The sequence below is a fragment of the Kitasatospora sp. NPDC057904 genome, from assembly GCF_042887925.1.
In the GTDB taxonomy this organism is placed as follows: domain Bacteria; phylum Actinomycetota; class Actinomycetes; order Streptomycetales; family Streptomycetaceae; genus Kitasatospora.
Map to the genome: position 1 here is coordinate 372,045 of NZ_JBHVOL010000007.1, position 14,503 is coordinate 386,547.

The 14,503-nt window shown below is 72.7% G+C and carries 15 protein-coding genes; 3 read left to right on the forward strand and 12 right to left on the reverse strand.

The genetic code is table 11. The annotated features are described in order from the left end of the window. Positions 1-43: 43 nt before the first annotated feature. Genes ACFVSN_RS20670 through ACFVSN_RS20690 form a run of 5 tightly spaced genes read right to left on the reverse strand, consistent with a single transcriptional unit; the run spans position 44 to position 5,751 of the window. A complete protein-coding gene (locus ACFVSN_RS20670) occupies positions 44-1,033 on the reverse strand; it encodes an ABC transporter ATP-binding protein (protein WP_380494352.1) in 990 nt (329 codons plus the stop codon). After that, entirely contained in the window at positions 1,033-2,031 is a 999-nt protein-coding gene (locus ACFVSN_RS20675) for an ABC transporter ATP-binding protein (RefSeq protein WP_387956353.1), read from the reverse strand. Before ACFVSN_RS20675 ends, ACFVSN_RS20670 begins: the two co-directional genes overlap by 1 nt. Further along, positions 2,031-3,017, reverse strand: a complete 987-nt coding sequence (locus ACFVSN_RS20680; protein WP_380444351.1) for an ABC transporter permease — start codon at positions 3,015-3,017, stop codon at positions 2,031-2,033. The genes ACFVSN_RS20675 and ACFVSN_RS20680 overlap by 1 nt, the downstream gene beginning before the upstream one ends. After that, positions 3,014-3,988 (reverse strand): ABC transporter permease, encoded by a 975-nt coding sequence (locus tag ACFVSN_RS20685; protein WP_380444353.1) that lies wholly within the window; start codon positions 3,986-3,988, stop codon positions 3,014-3,016. Before ACFVSN_RS20685 ends, ACFVSN_RS20680 begins: the two co-directional genes overlap by 4 nt. An 11-nt stretch (positions 3,989-3,999) precedes the next feature. Then, a complete protein-coding gene (locus ACFVSN_RS20690) occupies positions 4,000-5,751 on the reverse strand; it encodes an ABC transporter substrate-binding protein (protein ID WP_380494360.1) in 1,752 nt (583 codons plus the stop codon). A gap of 167 nt (positions 5,752-5,918) precedes the next feature. On the opposite strand from ACFVSN_RS20690, the gene ACFVSN_RS20695 reads away from it, so the two are divergent. Then, the gene (locus tag ACFVSN_RS20695; RefSeq protein WP_387956354.1) at positions 5,919-7,367 is read left to right on the forward strand and encodes an aminopeptidase P family protein; all 1,449 of its coding nucleotides are present in this window, start codon (positions 5,919-5,921) and stop codon (positions 7,365-7,367) included. Between the two features lie 20 nt (positions 7,368-7,387). Here the strand turns inward: ACFVSN_RS20695 and ACFVSN_RS20700 are convergent, their stop codons facing one another. The 5 genes from ACFVSN_RS20700 to ACFVSN_RS20720 all read right to left on the reverse strand — a co-directional run bounded on the left by ACFVSN_RS20700 (position 7,388) and on the right by ACFVSN_RS20720 (position 11,130). Continuing rightward, positions 7,388-7,717 carry a helix-turn-helix domain-containing protein gene (locus ACFVSN_RS20700; RefSeq protein ID WP_387956355.1) on the reverse strand — a complete coding sequence of 110 codons (330 nt, stop codon included), beginning with the start codon at positions 7,715-7,717 and terminating at the stop codon, positions 7,388-7,390. Further along, positions 7,714-8,085 (reverse strand): type II toxin-antitoxin system RelE/ParE family toxin, encoded by a 372-nt coding sequence (locus ACFVSN_RS20705; protein WP_387956356.1) that lies wholly within the window; start codon positions 8,083-8,085, stop codon positions 7,714-7,716. The genes ACFVSN_RS20700 and ACFVSN_RS20705 overlap by 4 nt, the downstream gene beginning before the upstream one ends. A 100-nt stretch (positions 8,086-8,185) precedes the next feature. Beyond that, complete coding sequence (locus ACFVSN_RS20710) at positions 8,186-9,208, reverse strand: nitronate monooxygenase (protein WP_387956357.1); 1,023 nt, start codon at positions 9,206-9,208, stop codon at positions 8,186-8,188. A gap of 45 nt (positions 9,209-9,253) precedes the next feature. Next, positions 9,254-9,886 (reverse strand): response regulator, encoded by a 633-nt coding sequence (locus ACFVSN_RS20715; protein WP_380444361.1) that lies wholly within the window; start codon positions 9,884-9,886, stop codon positions 9,254-9,256. After that, positions 9,883-11,130 (reverse strand): sensor histidine kinase, encoded by a 1,248-nt coding sequence (locus ACFVSN_RS20720; protein WP_380444363.1) that lies wholly within the window; start codon positions 11,128-11,130, stop codon positions 9,883-9,885. The genes ACFVSN_RS20715 and ACFVSN_RS20720 overlap by 4 nt, the downstream gene beginning before the upstream one ends. 162 nt (positions 11,131-11,292) lie before the next feature. Between ACFVSN_RS20720 and ACFVSN_RS20725 the strand changes: the two genes are divergently transcribed. Both ACFVSN_RS20725 and ACFVSN_RS20730 read left to right on the forward strand, forming a co-directional pair. Then, a complete protein-coding gene (locus tag ACFVSN_RS20725) occupies positions 11,293-12,369 on the forward strand; it encodes an ABC transporter permease (RefSeq protein WP_387956358.1) in 1,077 nt (358 codons plus the stop codon). Continuing rightward, positions 12,366-13,097, forward strand: a complete 732-nt coding sequence (locus ACFVSN_RS20730; RefSeq protein WP_380504702.1) for an ABC transporter ATP-binding protein — start codon at positions 12,366-12,368, stop codon at positions 13,095-13,097. Before ACFVSN_RS20725 ends, ACFVSN_RS20730 begins: the two co-directional genes overlap by 4 nt. Here the strand turns inward: ACFVSN_RS20730 and ACFVSN_RS20735 are convergent. Continuing rightward, positions 13,027-13,623, reverse strand: a complete 597-nt coding sequence (locus ACFVSN_RS20735) for a Uma2 family endonuclease (protein WP_380504699.1) — start codon at positions 13,621-13,623, stop codon at positions 13,027-13,029. The two genes, ACFVSN_RS20730 and ACFVSN_RS20735, sit on opposite strands and share 71 nt — an antisense overlap. A 100-nt stretch (positions 13,624-13,723) precedes the next feature. Continuing rightward, positions 13,724-14,434 (reverse strand): GntR family transcriptional regulator, encoded by a 711-nt coding sequence (locus ACFVSN_RS20740; protein WP_380444370.1) that lies wholly within the window; start codon positions 14,432-14,434, stop codon positions 13,724-13,726. Between the last annotated feature and the right edge of the window lie 69 nt (positions 14,435-14,503).

The following is a 14,503-nucleotide window of genomic DNA, read 5'->3' on the forward strand; positions in this document are numbered from 1 at the left end:
TCGTGTGGTTCCCCACCGCGCCCGACCGGGGGTCTGGGGCCGGTCAGGCCTCCGGGAAGTGGCAGGCCGCCTCCCGGCCGCCCGGACCGGCGAGCTTCAGCAGCGGCCGCTCCGTCCGGCACACCTCCTGCGCCTTCGGGCAGCGCGGGTGGAACGTGCAGCCGGACGGCGGGTTCGCCGGGCTCGGCGGGTCGCCCGCCAGGACGATCCGCTCGCGCGCCCGCTCCGCGGCCGGATCGGGCAGCGGCACGGCCGACAGCAGCGCCTTCGTGTACGGGTGCGCCGGGTTGCCGTACACCTCGGCCTTGTCGCCGATCTCGACGATCCGGCCCAGGTACATCACCGCGACGCGGTCGCAGACCCGCTTGACCACCGAGAGGTCGTGCGCGATGAACACGTAGGCGAGGCCCAGCTCGCGCTGCAACTCCTCCATCAGGTTGACGACCTGCGCCTGGATCGACACGTCGAGCGCGGACACCGGCTCGTCGGCGATCACCAGCTTCGGCGAGGTGGCCAGCGACCGGGCGATGCCGATGCGCTGCGCCTGGCCGCCGGAGAACTCGTGCGGATAGCGGTCGAGGTGCTCGGGGATCAGCCCGACCAGCTCCATCAGCTCGCCGGCCCGCTTCCGTGCCTCGGCTGCGCCCGACCCCTGGACCAGCAGCGGCTCGGAGATGATCCGGGCCACCGTCTGCCGGGGGTTGAGCGAGGAGTACGGGTCCTGGAAGACCATCTGCAAGTGCCGCCGGTGCGGCCGCAGTCGGGACTGGGACAGGCCGCCGATCTCGGTGCCGTCGAAGGTGACGGTGCCGGCGGTCGGGTCGAGCAGCCGGACGATCATCCGCCCGGTGGTGGACTTGCCGCAGCCGGACTCGCCGACCAGGCCCAGGGTCTCGCCCCGGCCGACGTCGAAGGACACCCCGTCGACGGCCCGGATCGGCGCGCCCGGACGCCCGGTGCGGCTGCGGCGCCCCGGGAAGGTCTTCACCAGGTCCCGTACGGAGAGCAGGGTTTCACCCGTCGATCGAGCCATCACAGGACCCCTTCCGGCACCAGCGGCAGGTGGCAGGCGGCCTGGTGGCCGGGGCCGAGCGGGCCGAATTCGGGGCGCTCGGCCAGGCAGCGGGCGTGCTCCTCGGCGGTCGCGGCGGTGGTGCGGGCGCAGCGCGGTGCGAAGGAGCAGCCGGGGGCGGGGGTGATCAGCGACGGCGGGCTGCCGGGGATGGCCCGCAGCGGGGCGTCGTCGGTGTCGTCGAGGCGGGGCAGCGAGTCGAGCAGGCCGCGGGTGTAGGGGTGCGCGGGGGCGCCGAACAGCCGGTCCACCGGGGCCTGCTCGGCAGCCCGTCCGCCGTACATGACGAGCACCTCGTGGGCGACCCGGGCGACGACGCCGAGGTCGTGGGTGATCATGACGACGCCGAGGCCGCGCTCCTGCTGGATCCGGGCGATCAGGTCGAGGATCTGCGCCTGCACGGTGACGTCGAGGGCGGTGGTGGGCTCGTCGGCGATCAGCAGGTCGGGTTCGCAGGCGAGCGCCATGGCGATCATGACGCGCTGGCGCATGCCGCCGGAGAACTGGTGCGGGTACTCGTCGACGCGGCGGGCCGGTTCGGGGATGCCGACCTCGGCGAGCATCTCGACGGCGCGCTGCCGGCCGGCCCGGCGGCCCGCCCGGAAGTGCACCCGGTAGTGCTCGGCGATCTGCTCGCCGACGGTGTAGAAGGGGTGCAGGCTGGACAGCGGGTCCTGGAAGATCATCGCGATCCGCCGGCCCCGGACGGTGCCCAGCTCCCGTTCGCCGAGCCCGTTCAGCTCCCGTCCGTCCAGCCGGATCGAGCCGGTGACGGCGGCGCCGCGGTGCAGGCCCATGACGGCGAGCGAGGTGACGGACTTGCCGCTGCCGGACTCGCCGACCAGGCCGAGCGTGCGCCCGGCGTCGACGGTGAAGGAGATGCCGTCGACGGCCCGGACGGTGCCGCGCGGGGTGTCGAACGAGACCCCGAGGTCGTCGACTTCCAGAAGGGCGGCCATCAGTACCTCACTCTCGGGTCGACGAACGCGTAGAGCAGGTCGACCAGCAGGTTCGCCGCGACGATGAAGGAGGCCGCGAGCAGGGTGACGCCGAGGATGACCGGCTGGTCGGAGCGGACCAGCGCGTCGTAGAAGAGCCGTCCGACGCCGGGCAGTCCGAAGATGGACTCGGTGATGACGGCGCCGGCCAGCAGCCCGCCGAGGTCCATGCCGAAGATGGTCAGGATCGGCGTCATCCCGGAGCGCAGCCCGTGCTTGACGGTGACGGTGCGCCCCGGCAGCCCCTTGGCGCGGGCGGTGCGGATGTACGGTTCCGCCATCGCCTCGATCATCGAGTTGCGGCTCTGCCGGGCGTACATGGCCGCGTACAGCAGGGCGAGCGCGATCCACGGCAGGAGCAGGTTGGAGGCCCACGGCACCGGGCCGTCGGTGAACTTGTGGTACGCCGGGTAGGGCAGCAGCCCGGCCGTCCTGACGACACCCCAGATCAGCATGATCGAGGTGAAGTAGACCGGCAGCGACGCGGCGCCGACCGAGAACACCATCAGCGTGCGGTCGACGGCCGTGTCCTTGCGCAGCGCCGAGGTGACGCCCGTGCCGAGGCCGAGGGCCAGCCAGAGCACGGCCGCGCCGAGCGCCAGCGAGACGGAGACCGGCAGCCGGTCGGTGAGCAGGTCCCAGACCGGCAGCGAGTACTCGTAGGAGTAGCCGAGGCACGGGAAGCCGCAGTGCACGGCGCTGGGGCCGCTGCCGTAGTCGCGGCCGGCGAAGATGCCGGTCAGGTAGCCGGCGAACTGCTCCCAGACCGGCCGGTCCAGGCCCATCGCGGCCTTGACGTCGGCGAGCCGCTCGGGGCTGCAGGTCTTGCCGCAGGCCGCCGCGGCCGGGTCGCTGGGCAGCAGGTAGAAGATGGTGAAGGTGATGGCGGTGATGGCGAGCAGGATGCCGGCCGCGCCGAGCAGCCGGCGGCCGAGGTAGAGGATCACGACCGGCCTCCCCGGGGGTCCAGGATGTCGCGCAGCGCGTCGCCGAGCAGGGTGAAGGCGAGCACGGCGAGGAACAGGAAGGCCGTCGGGATCAGGAAGTACGTCGGGTCGGTCTCGTAGAAGTTGATGCTCTCGGCGATCATCTGGCCCCAGGAGGGGGTCGGCGGGCGCACGCCGACGCCGAGGTAGCTGAGCGCGGCCTCGGTCGCGATCATGCCGGGGACGAGCAGCGTCGTGTAGGCGATGACCGGGCCGGAGACGTTGGGCAGGATCTCGCGGGTGAGGATCCGCCAGGGGCGGGCGCCACCGACCTTGGCCGCCTCGACGTACTCGCGGTGCTTGAGCGAGAGCGTCTGGCCGCGGACCACCCGGGCGATGCCGGGCCAGGTGAACAGGCCGATGACCAGGGTGATCAGCAGGATCCGGTTGACGTCCTTGGCCACCGACATCATCGCGATCATGAAGATCAGGGACGGGAAGGACATCGTGAGGTCCATCAGCCGGGAGAGCAGCGAGTCCGTCCGGCCGCCGAAGTAGCCGGCGGCGATCCCGGCCAGGGTGCCGGTGGCCACGACCACGGCGGTGGCGGTGAAGGCGATCAGCAGCGAGACCTGGCCGCCGTGCAGGACCCGGGCGAACAGGTCGCGCCCGGTCGACGGTTCGACGCCCAGCCAGTGCCGGGTGCCGATCCCGCCGAAGTCCCCGATCGGCTGGCCGCCGAGGTACGGGTCGATCGCGCGCTTGTCGAACTCGTCGGGGGACCAGCCGCCGAGCGCGCTCAGCGGGCCGGCCAGTGCGGCGAGCAGCACCAGGACGGCGACGGTGACCAGGCCGAACCGGGCCGAACCGCGGGCCCACAGCCGGTCCCGGACGAGCCGCCAGGGCCCGCGCCCGGCGGCCTTCGCGGGGCCCGCCGCCCCCGCCCGCGCGGTGGCGGGCTCGGTGGCGGCGGGCTCAGTGGTGGCAGTCATCGGACGATCCCTCAGCCCTGGCTCTTGGCGGGGTCCTTGAGGCCGATCGTGGCGAAGTCCCACTGACCGGTCCACACCGGGTGCCCGAAGGCGCCGGCCACGTTCGTCCCGGCCAGCAGCGGGCGGCGCTGCCAGAGCATCGGCACGGTCGGCGCCTTCTTCATCAGGTCGTCGCCCAACTGGAGCCAGGCCTTGTTGGCCTCGGCGACGTCGGTCATCGCGCTGATCTGGTCGATCCGGTCCGAGGTGGCCTGGTCGCGGAACTGCTCGACGTTGCCCTGGTTGCCCTTCTCCTTGATGGTGCGGCCGTCGAAGACCATGGGCAGGAAGGTCGCGCCGGACGGGTAGTCCGGGCACCAGCCGAGGATGGCGAGGTCGGGCGCGTTCTTGGTGTCACCGATGGTGTCGTAGTAGACGGACGGGTCGGCGGTGGTGATGGTGACCTGGATCCCGGCCTTGGCCAGCGACTGCTGGAGCGCCTCGGCCCGGGTCTTGTCGCCGGAGGAGACGGTCAGCGAGACCTTGAGGTCGGTCTTGCCCGCGTCCTTGAGCAGCTGCTTGGCCTTCTCCGGGTCGCCGGTCGGGGCGATCTTCAGCGTGTCCACCTTGGTGCCGCCGGTCATCGCGGGCGGCAGGTAGGCGGTGGCCACGTCGCCCATCGCCGGGCCGCCGTTCGCGGTGACCTGGGCGTCCCGGTCCACCGCGTACATCAACGCCTCGCGCACCTTCGGGTCGTCGAACGGCGCCTTGGAGGTGTTGGGGTAGAGCATGTCGGTGCAGCCCTGCTGCTCGGCGATCAGCCGGGACTTCACGTCCGGCTTGGGCAGCACCTTCGCGACCGACTCCGGGCGCAGGTTCATCCACTCGACCGCCGAGGCGTCGGCACCCTCGCTCGCGATGATCCGGTCGTCGACCTGCCCGCCCTTGAGGCCCTGGACCACCACGATCTTGTCGGGGTAGGCCTTGCGGACCGGGTCGGTGGCCGGGTCCCAGCCGGTGTTGCGGACGAGCGTCAGCTGCTTGCCGCGGTCGTAGGTCTCGATCTTGTACGGGCCGGAGGAGAACGGGCGCAGGTCGTACTGCGTGCCCTTGTCCTGGGCCTGCGGCACGGGCGCGAACGTCGGCAGGGTCGCGGTGTAGGAGAACTCGGCCACCGGGCGCTTGAGGTGGAAGACGACGGTCCGGTCGTCCGGGGTCTCGATGCTCGCCAGGTGCTCGCCGTTCAGCGGGCCCTTGTAGTTCTCGCCGCCGGCCAGGTACTGCTGCGCGTAGTCGGGGCCGCCGGTGAGGTCCGGGGCGAAGGAGCGCTCGACGTTGTACTTGATGTCGGCGGACCTGATCGGCGTCCCGTCCTCGTACTTGACGCCCTCCTTGAGGGTGAAGCTCCAGGTCTTCCCGCCGTCCGAGGAGCGGCCGAGGTCGGTGGCGAGGTCGGGGACGATCTCGCTGCCGGCGGCGCCCGGCTCCGCCTTGAAGGTGACCAGGGTGCGGTAGAGCAGCCGGATGCCGAAGTCCATGTTCGGCATGGTCCAGTTGCGGGCCGGGTCGAGGTGGGCGAAGTCCTGGTTCGAGAGGACGGTCAGGGTGCCGCCCTTCACCGGGGTGCCGCCGACGATCGAGCCGGAGGCGGCGCCGGGGGCCCTGGTGCTCTCGGCCCGGCTGTCACCGCCGCTGTCGCTCTTGTCGTTCGTGCAGGCCCCGAGGCCGAGGGTGAGGGTCGCCGCGAGGGCTGCCGCGAGCGCGGCGTGGGTGCGCCTGGTCATGTTGCAACTCCGCTGTGGGGGCCGGGTCTGGCCGCTCCGCTGTGTGACCCGTAACATAGTAATGTGAAATTGCACTGCACAAGAGCTCGCGCCGCCCGTTACCGAGCTGTGTCCGGCGCCCTACCGCCCGGCGCCCTACCGCCCGTGCCACGTCGAGGAGTTCACCGGTGACCCTCCGTCAAGCCGACCTCAACACGGGGAGCCACGACCTCCCCGTCTCCCCCGCCCTCGACGCCTTCATGGCCACCCGGTGGGCCCCCAGCCCACTGCCCGCCGACCGGCGCGCGCCCGGCCACGACCGCCTCCCCGGACGGCACGCCCGGCTCTCCGCCGCGTTCCCCGGCGAGCGGCTGGTCGTCCCCGCCGGCCGGCTCAAGGTCCGCTGCAACGACCTCGACCACCGCTTCCGCCCGCACAGCGCCTACGCCTGGCTCACCGGCCTCACCGGCGAGGACCAGGCCGACCACGTCCTCGTCCTCGAACCGGCCGGCCCCACCGGACACGAACCCGTGCTCCACCTGCGGCCCCGCTCCCCGCGCGACGGCGCCGAGTTCTACCGCGACCGCCGCTACGGCGAGTTCTGGGTCGGCCGCCGCCCCGACCTCGCCGAGGCCGCCGCGCTCACCGGCCTGCGCACCGAACACCTCGACGACCTGGCCAAGCTGTTCACCGGACCGCAGCCGCCGACCCGCGTCCTGGCCGGCACCGACCCGTTCGTCGACTCCCCGCGGACCGGCGCCGACGCCCTCCGCGACCGCGAACTGGCCGCCGTCCTCTCGGAGTTGCGCCTGGTCAAGGACACCTGGGAGGTCGACCAGCTCCAACTCGCCGTCGACCACACCGTCCTGGGGTTCGAGGACGTCGTCCGCGCCCTGCCCGCCGCCCTGCGCCACCCGCGCGGCGAACGCTGGATCGAGGGCGTCTTCGACCTCCGCGCCCGCGCCGAGGGCAACGGCACCGCCTACACCACCATCGCCGCCTCCGGCGCCCACGCCTGCGTCCTGCACTGGATCCGCAACGACGGCGCCCTCGACCCCGACGCCCTGCTCCTCCTCGACGCCGGCGTCGAGACCGACACCCTGTACTCCGCCGACATCACCCGCACCCTGCCCCTGAGCGGCACCTTCACCCCCGTCCAGCGCCAGGCCTACGACCTCGTCCTCGCCGCCCAGAGCGCCGGCATCGCCGCCCTGCGCCCCGGCGCCCGCTTCCGCGACTTCCACCGCGCCGCGATGCGGGTCATCGCCGAAGGCCTCGCCGACTGGGGCGTCCTGCGCATCCCCGCCGACCAGGCCCTCGCCGAGGACAACGGCCTGTACCGCCGCTACACCCTCTGCGGCAGCGGCCACATGCTCGGCCTCGACTACCACGACTGCGCCCAGGCCCGCGCCGACCGCTACCTCGACGGCACCCTGGAGGAGGGCATGGTCCTCACTGTCGAACCCGGCCTCTACCTCCAACCCGACGACGAGACCCTCCCCCTGGAACTCCGCGGCCTGGGCATCCGTATCGAGGACGACCTCGTCATCACGCACGACGGCGCCCACCTGATGTCCAGCGCCCTCCCGAGGACACCGGAGGCCATCGAGTCCTGGATGGCCGACCTGCTGAGTTGACCGCGAGGACAGGCGGACGATCAGGCCACCTTGATCGTCCGCTCCCCCTGTCGGACGGTGACGTCGACCTCGCCACCAATCGCCGCGGCATACGCCCGCAGGTTGTCCAGGCTGTCCACCTGCCCGTGCTCGATCTGCGACACCCGCGCCTGGCTCACGCCCATCAGCCCAGCCACCTGCTTCTGGGTCAGCCCGGCCGCCTTCCGGAGCTCGGCCAGCTCGTAGCCGCGGATCCGCGCCAGCATCTCCTGCCTGATCCGCGCCCCCTCAGCCTCCGCCTCCGGCGACGCCAGCCACGGGTTGATGCGCTGCGCCTCGGCCCACACCTCGGTCCAGCTACGGCCTTTCATGCCTGTGCTCCCTTGTCCTTCTCATTGATGTACTGCTCATAGCGAGCTTCCGCCAGCGGGATGTTGATGTCGTACCACCGGGACCACTCTCCGTTCTTGTCCCCGGCGACCAGGACGATGGCCTCTCGCTCGGCATCGAAAACGAAGAGCATCCGAATCTCCGAGCGCCCAGCCGAGCCAGGTCGGAGTTCCTTCAGGTTGTGCAACTTGCTCCCTTGGATCCGGTCCACCATCGGGCGCCCGAGCAGCGGCCCCCTCCTGGCGAGCAGCTTGATCGCTTCAGCGATCTGGCGGGCGGTGCGCGGATCCTTGGCAGAGATGTCCAGGAACCAGGCGTTCACCGGACCAATAAGTGTGATCTCCCACATGGACCCAAAGTAAGTTGTCCCTTATACGTTACCGCGCACTTTCCCGCTCAATCCACCCCCGCGAGGGACGACACGCCCCGTCCGGCGCGCGCTGGGCGCACTACCCCCGCGCCGCCTGCCAGAGGTTCGCGACGAGCTGCTCCGCCGGGCCCGGGCGTGCCAGCCGGTGGGCGGTGCCTGCCCAGAGGTGCATGGACCGGGTGTCGGCGCGGAGGATGGCGGCGGCGCGGAGGGGGCTGGTGAGGTGGTGGACCTCGGGGTAGGCGGGCGGGGCGTAGGGGCCGTAACGGTCGATGAAGGCGTTGCGCAGGCCGCGGGCCGGGCGGCCGGTGAAGGCGCGGGTGACGACGGTCTCCGGCAGTCCGGTGAGCGCCGCCCGGTGGGCCCGGGACGCGCCGGACTCGTCCGCGCGCAGCAGCGCCGTCCCTAGCTGCACCGCCACCGCCCCCGCCCGCAGCGCCGCCGCGATGGACGGGCCGTCGCCGAGTCCGCCGGCGGCGATCAGCGGCAGGTCGGTCACCGTCCGTACGGTGCCCAGGAGTTCGAGCAGCGGCACCTCTCCCGGCTCGTCCGCGACACGGTGGGTGCCCCGGTGGCCGCCCGCCTCCGGGCCCTGCACGCAGAGCGCGTCCATGCCGACCGCCTCCGCCGCCCGCGCCTCCTCGGGCGTGGTGACGGTGCCCACCTGGAACGACCCCGCCGCGCGGACGGCCGCGGCCTCCGCCGCCGTGGGCAGCCCGAAGGTGTACGAGACGACGTCCACCGGATCGGCCAGCAGCACGTCGAGCTTGGCCTCCCAGTCGTCCCGGTCCGGCCCGGTCTCCTCGGGCAGCCGGACGTCCCACCTCTCGGCCTCCGGCCGCAGCCGCTCCCGGTAGGCCGCGACCGCCGCCGGATCGCCGGGCGCGGCCGGGACGAAGAGGTTCACGCCGAAGGCCCGGTCGGTCGACTTCCGTACGGCGGCGATCTGTTCGGCCGTCCCGGCCGCCGTCCGGTACCCCGCGGCCAGGAACCCCAGCCCGCCGGCCCGGTTCACCGCCGCCACCAGCTCGGGGGTGGACGCCCCGCCCGCCATCGGCGCGGCGATCACGGGAACGGCGAGTTCATCGAGAAGACGGGCCATCGGCGGGTTCCTCCACTCCGGAGAACGGTTCGAACCCGCCCCACCCTACGCCCGCCGGATCAGCCCCCGGCCGCGCGCCTCCCGCACCGCCGCCGTGCGCGAGTCGACCCCCAACTTCGTGTAGATGTGCACCAGATGCGACTTCACCGTGGCCTGGCTCAGGTGCAGCCGCTGGCTCACCTGCTGGTTGGTCAGCCCGTCCGCGACGAGTCCCAGCACCTCGATCTCCCGGTTGCTGAGCGACGCCGCGGGCGTCCGCATCCGCTCCAGCAGCCGGTCCGCGACGGTCGGCGCGAGCGCCGTCCGGCCCGCCGCCGCGGCCCGCACCGCCTGGGCGAGCTCCTCCGGCGGGGCGTCCTTCAGCAGGTACCCGGTGGCGCCGGCCTCCAGGGCGGGCAGGGTGTCCGCGTCCGTGTCGTACGTCGTGACGACGAGCACCCGCGGCGCCCCGGCGCGGGCGGTGATCTCGGCCGTCGCCTGGGCACCGTTCATCGCCGAGCCGGGCCCGAACTGGAGGTCCATGAGCACGACGTCGACCCCGCCCGCGGAGGCCAGCTCGACCGCCCGTTCGGCGGTCGCCGCCTCCCCGACGATCGTGAAGTCCGGTTCGCCCTCCAGGACGGCCCGCAGCCCGGCCCGCACCACCGGGTGGTCGTCCGCCAGCAGCAGCCTGATCACGCCCCCACCTCCGTCGCCGGGAACCCCGGCTGCACCGGCGGCACGGGCGGCACCGCCGGCACCGGCAGCAGCACGGCGAGCGCCGTGCCCTCCCCGGGCGCCGACTCCACCGTGAAGGTGCCGCCGAGCGCCCGGGCCCGGGCCCCCATCGACGGCAGCCCGAACCCGCCGTCGTCGCGCGCCGGGCGCCCCGGGAGCGCCGCCGGATCGAACCCGGCCCCGTCGTCGAACACGTCGAGTGCCACCTCGCCCTCCATGTAGCTGAGCGTCACCTCGGCGTGCGAGGCCCGCGCGTGCCGGACGGTGTTGCCGAGCGCCGACTGCGCGATCCGCAGCAGCGCGACCTCCTGCGGCACCGGCAGCCGCACCGCCTCCCCGGAGACGTGCAGGTGGACGGGCAGCCCGCTGTGCGCCGTCGTGGTGGCGCACAGCCGCTCCAGCGCGACGGGCAGCGGGTCGCCGTCGAGCGCGGGCGGGGTGAGCGCGCGGACGAAGCGCCGGGCCTCGTCGAGGTTGTCCTGGGCGGCCTGCCGGGCCTGCTCGACGTAGCCGGCCGCGGCGTCCGTGCGCTCCGGCAGGGCCCGCTGGGCGGCCCGGAGCAGCAGCTGGATGCTGCTGAGGCTCTGCGCGAGGGTGTCGTGGATCTCCCGGGCGAGGCGTTCGCGCTCGGCGAGCACCCCGGCGGCGTGGTGGGCGGTGGCGAGGTCGGCGCGGGCGGCGGTGAGCTCGTCGATCAGCCGGCGGCGCTCCTCGCTCTCCCGGTACAGCGCCTGGTAGCCGAGGACGGTCGCGGTGGCGACGGCGGCGCCGAGCGCGGGCCCGATCGACGCGGCCACGCTGAAGGTGTGCTGGTGCCAGGACCACGCGGCGATCGCGGCGGCGGCGGTCAGCCCGACGGCGGCGAGTCCGCCCCGGCGGCCGAGCAGGTGCAGTTCGAGGAAGTACAGCGGGAACGCCAGCCACACCCCGTCCTGCGTGGCCACGAGCACGCCCGCCCAGGTGACGCCGAGCAGCGCGAGCCACAGCGCGGCCGCCCGGCGCGAGCGGCGGATGACCGCGAGCCTCGGCCCGGCCGCGTAGGCGGCGCCCATGGCGGTGGCGGCGGCGGTCACGGACGCCGGGTCGCCGTCGCGGCCGGTGAAGGCGCGGGCGACGGCAAGAACGAGCAGGCCCGCCACGAGCAGGTGCAGGCAGACCTGGAGGACGCGGGCGACGGGGGTGGTGCGGAAACGTTCGGTCGCCATCCGTCCAGCCTAAGTTCCGCGTTGCGGGCCCGGCATCAATCAAAAGGTTGAACTCCGCTTCTGCCCTTCGATGCCGAGGATGCAATCCCCCGTGCGATGCCCGCGGGCCCCCTTCCCGGCGACGGTGTGGGCACACAGTCGTTTCGTGCAGAGAGGCCCGTCGTGTTCGTCGCCTGGAGGGACCTGGGGTTCGCCAAGGGGCGGTTCGCCCTGATGGGGACCGTCATCGTGCTGATCACCGTGCTGGTCGGCCTGTTGTCCGGGCTGACCGCCGGGCTCGGCCGGCAGAACGTCTCGGCGATCACCGGCCTGCCCGCCGACCACCTGGTGTTCGGACGGCCCTCCGACGGCCAGCAGCTGTCCTTCACCGACTCCCAGGTCACCCCGGAGCAGTGGCAGGCCTGGTCGCACGAGCCGGGCGTGACCTCCGCCCAGCCGCTCGGCATCACCACCACCAAGGCCGCCGCCGGGCAGCGCACCGCGGCACTCTCCGCGTTCGGCGTCCCGGACGGCTCCGGGCTGGCCCCGCAGGGCGCCCGCATCACCGCCGGCCAGGCGGTGCTGTCGAAGACCGCCGCCGCGAACCTCGGCGGGCTGACCGCCGGCGCCGGCTTCACGATGGCCGGCCACCCGCTCACCGTCGCCGCCGTCGACGGCGACGCCGCCTACAGCCACACCCCCGTGATCTGGACCAGCCTCGCCGACTGGCAGGCGTTCGCCCCCGGCGGCACCGGCCACGCGACGGTCATCGCTCTCACCGCCGCGAAGGGCGCCGACCTCGGCGCGGCCGACGCCCGCCTCGGCACCGAGACCCGCACCCGCGACGACGCGCTCGCCGCGATCGGCTCCTACACCTCCGAGAACGGCTCGCTGCAGCTGATGCGCGGCTTCCTGTTCGCCATCTCCGCCCTGGTCATCGGCGCGTTCTTCACGGTCTGGACGATCCAGCGCAGCGGCGACGTCGCCGTCCTCAAGGCCCTCGGCGCCTCCACCCGCTACCTGCTGCGGGACGCGCTCGGCCAGGCCGTCCTGCTGCTGGTGCTCGGCACCGCGGCGGGCACCGCGATCGCCCTGGGAGCGGGCTCGCTGATCGGCTCCGCCGTCCCGTTCGTCCTGGACGCCCCGACCCTGCTGCTGCCCGCCGCCGTGATGATCGCCCTCGGCGCCGTCGGCGCGGCCCTGTCCATCCGCCGGATCACCTCCGTCGACCCGCTGACCGCCCTCGGGAGCGCCCGATGACCCTCCACCTCGACCACGTCACCCTGACCTACCCGGACGGCGACGGCCGGCTCACCGCCCTCGACGACGTCTCCCTGACCGTCCCCGCGGGCACCATCACCGCCGTGGTCGGCCCGTCCGGCTCCGGCAAGTCCAGCCTGCTCGCCGTCGCCGCGACCCTCATCGCCCCCGACTCCGGCCGGGTCGTCGTGGACGGCACCGACACCACCGGCCTCACCCGCGCCGAACTCACCGCGCTGCGCCGCACCCGCATCGGCATCGTCTTCCAGCAGGCCAACCTGCTGCCGTCCCTCTCGGCGGTCGAGCAACTCCAGGTGATGGCCCACCTCGACGGCCGCTCCCCGCGCGCCGCCCTCCCCCGCGCCCTCGAACTCCTCGACGCCGTCGACCTGCGCGACCAGGCCCACCGCCGCCCGCACCAGCTCTCCGGCGGCCAGCGCCAACGCGTCAACATCGCAAGGGCGTTGATGAACGACCCGAAGGTCCTCCTGATCGACGAACCCACCAGCGCCCTCGACCACGAGCGCGGAGCGGCCGTCCTCGACCTGATTACCACCCTCACCCACCAGCGCGCGACGGCGACGATCCTGGTCACCCACGACCGCACCCACCTGACCGCCGTCGACGAGATCGCCGAGGTCCACGACGGCCGGCTGACTACTTCTTCGCAGCCAGTACGTCGTCCACCGCTAGCGTCACCGATGCCCCGATCGACTCCGGCAATGTGAACGACTGCCCGGGGTGATGGACGGCGTGTACCCGGTACTCGCCGTCCTTGGGGTCGGTGAGCACCATGACGCGCTGGTTCTTCCGGTCCACGATGACGTAGACGGGCACTTCAGCCTCGGCGTACGCAAAGGGCTTCTTCTTCAGGTCGTCACTGACGTTCGACGACGTGACCTCCAGCACGAGACGGAACGCCGCTGGGTCGTAACAGTTGTACTCGATCAGGTGATCATCAATGTCGGCATCGACGATCGACAGATCGGGCACCGCATAATCCGAGGGCCCGTCCGGCAACCAGATGCCCACGTTCTGCAGAACGTCGACCTCGTCCCCATCGAGGCCGGCCGCAAAAAGTACCCGCATGAGGCGACTCAGCGACTTACCGTGCGAAACATCCGGCGGCGGCGTCACGGTGATCTGGCTCCCGACGATCTCGACCCGATGCCCGGCGAACTGGTTCGAGATCAGCTCGGCGGCTTCGAGCAGCGTCAGCTGCCCCATCGGTTCTTCCACTGCTGCGGCGGACATGGAGTTCCTCCTGACTGCCGATGTCGAGAACATCATCGTAGGACGCAGACGCCTTCCGACGCCCGATCTTCACCCCTCACCCGAACGAGTGGTTTAGCCTCTACCGCGCCCGCAGCCGCAGCGCCGTGCGGGGCTCCTCCTGGGCCTCCTGGCCGTTCGCCCACAGGGACCGCACGTGGCTCAGGTGCCGCGTCATGCAGGCCTCCGCCGCCTCCGCGTCGCCCGACAGCATCAGGTCCAGCAGCTCCAGGTGCTCCTCCGCCGAGGACACCAGCTCGCCGCGCTCGTCGAGGCGGTTCAGCCCGTACAGCCGCGAGCGCTTGCGCAGGTCCCCCACCACGTCCACCAGCCGCGCGTTGCCCGCGAGGCCCAGCAGGTCGAGGTGGAACTGGCGGTCCGCCTCCAGGTAGCCGATCAGATCGTGCTTGCGCGCGGCGGCCACGATCGCCTCGGCCTGCGGGCGCAGCCGCTCCAGCTGCTCGGCGGTGGCCGTGCGGGTGACCCGGCCGACGGTCGGGACCTCGATGAGGGCGCGGATCTCGGTGTAGTCGTCGAGGTCCCGCTCGGTGAGTTCGGTGACCCGGAAGCCCTTGTTGCGGACGGCCTCCACCAGGCCCTCGCGGGCGAGGTCGAGCATGGCCTCGCGCACCGGCGTGGCGGAGACGCCGAAGTCGGCGGCGAGCGCGGGCGCGGAGTAGACGACGCCGGGGCGCAGCTCCCCGGAGATCAGGGCGGCGCGCAGTGCGTGGGCGACCTGGTCGCGGAGCCGCTCCTGCACGGAGATCAGGGTGCGGGACTTGAGCTCGGCCATGGTGTTCCTCCGGGTCGGTGCAGAACACCAGCGTACAATGTCACGTTACGGTGCGTGCGCAACGGTCCG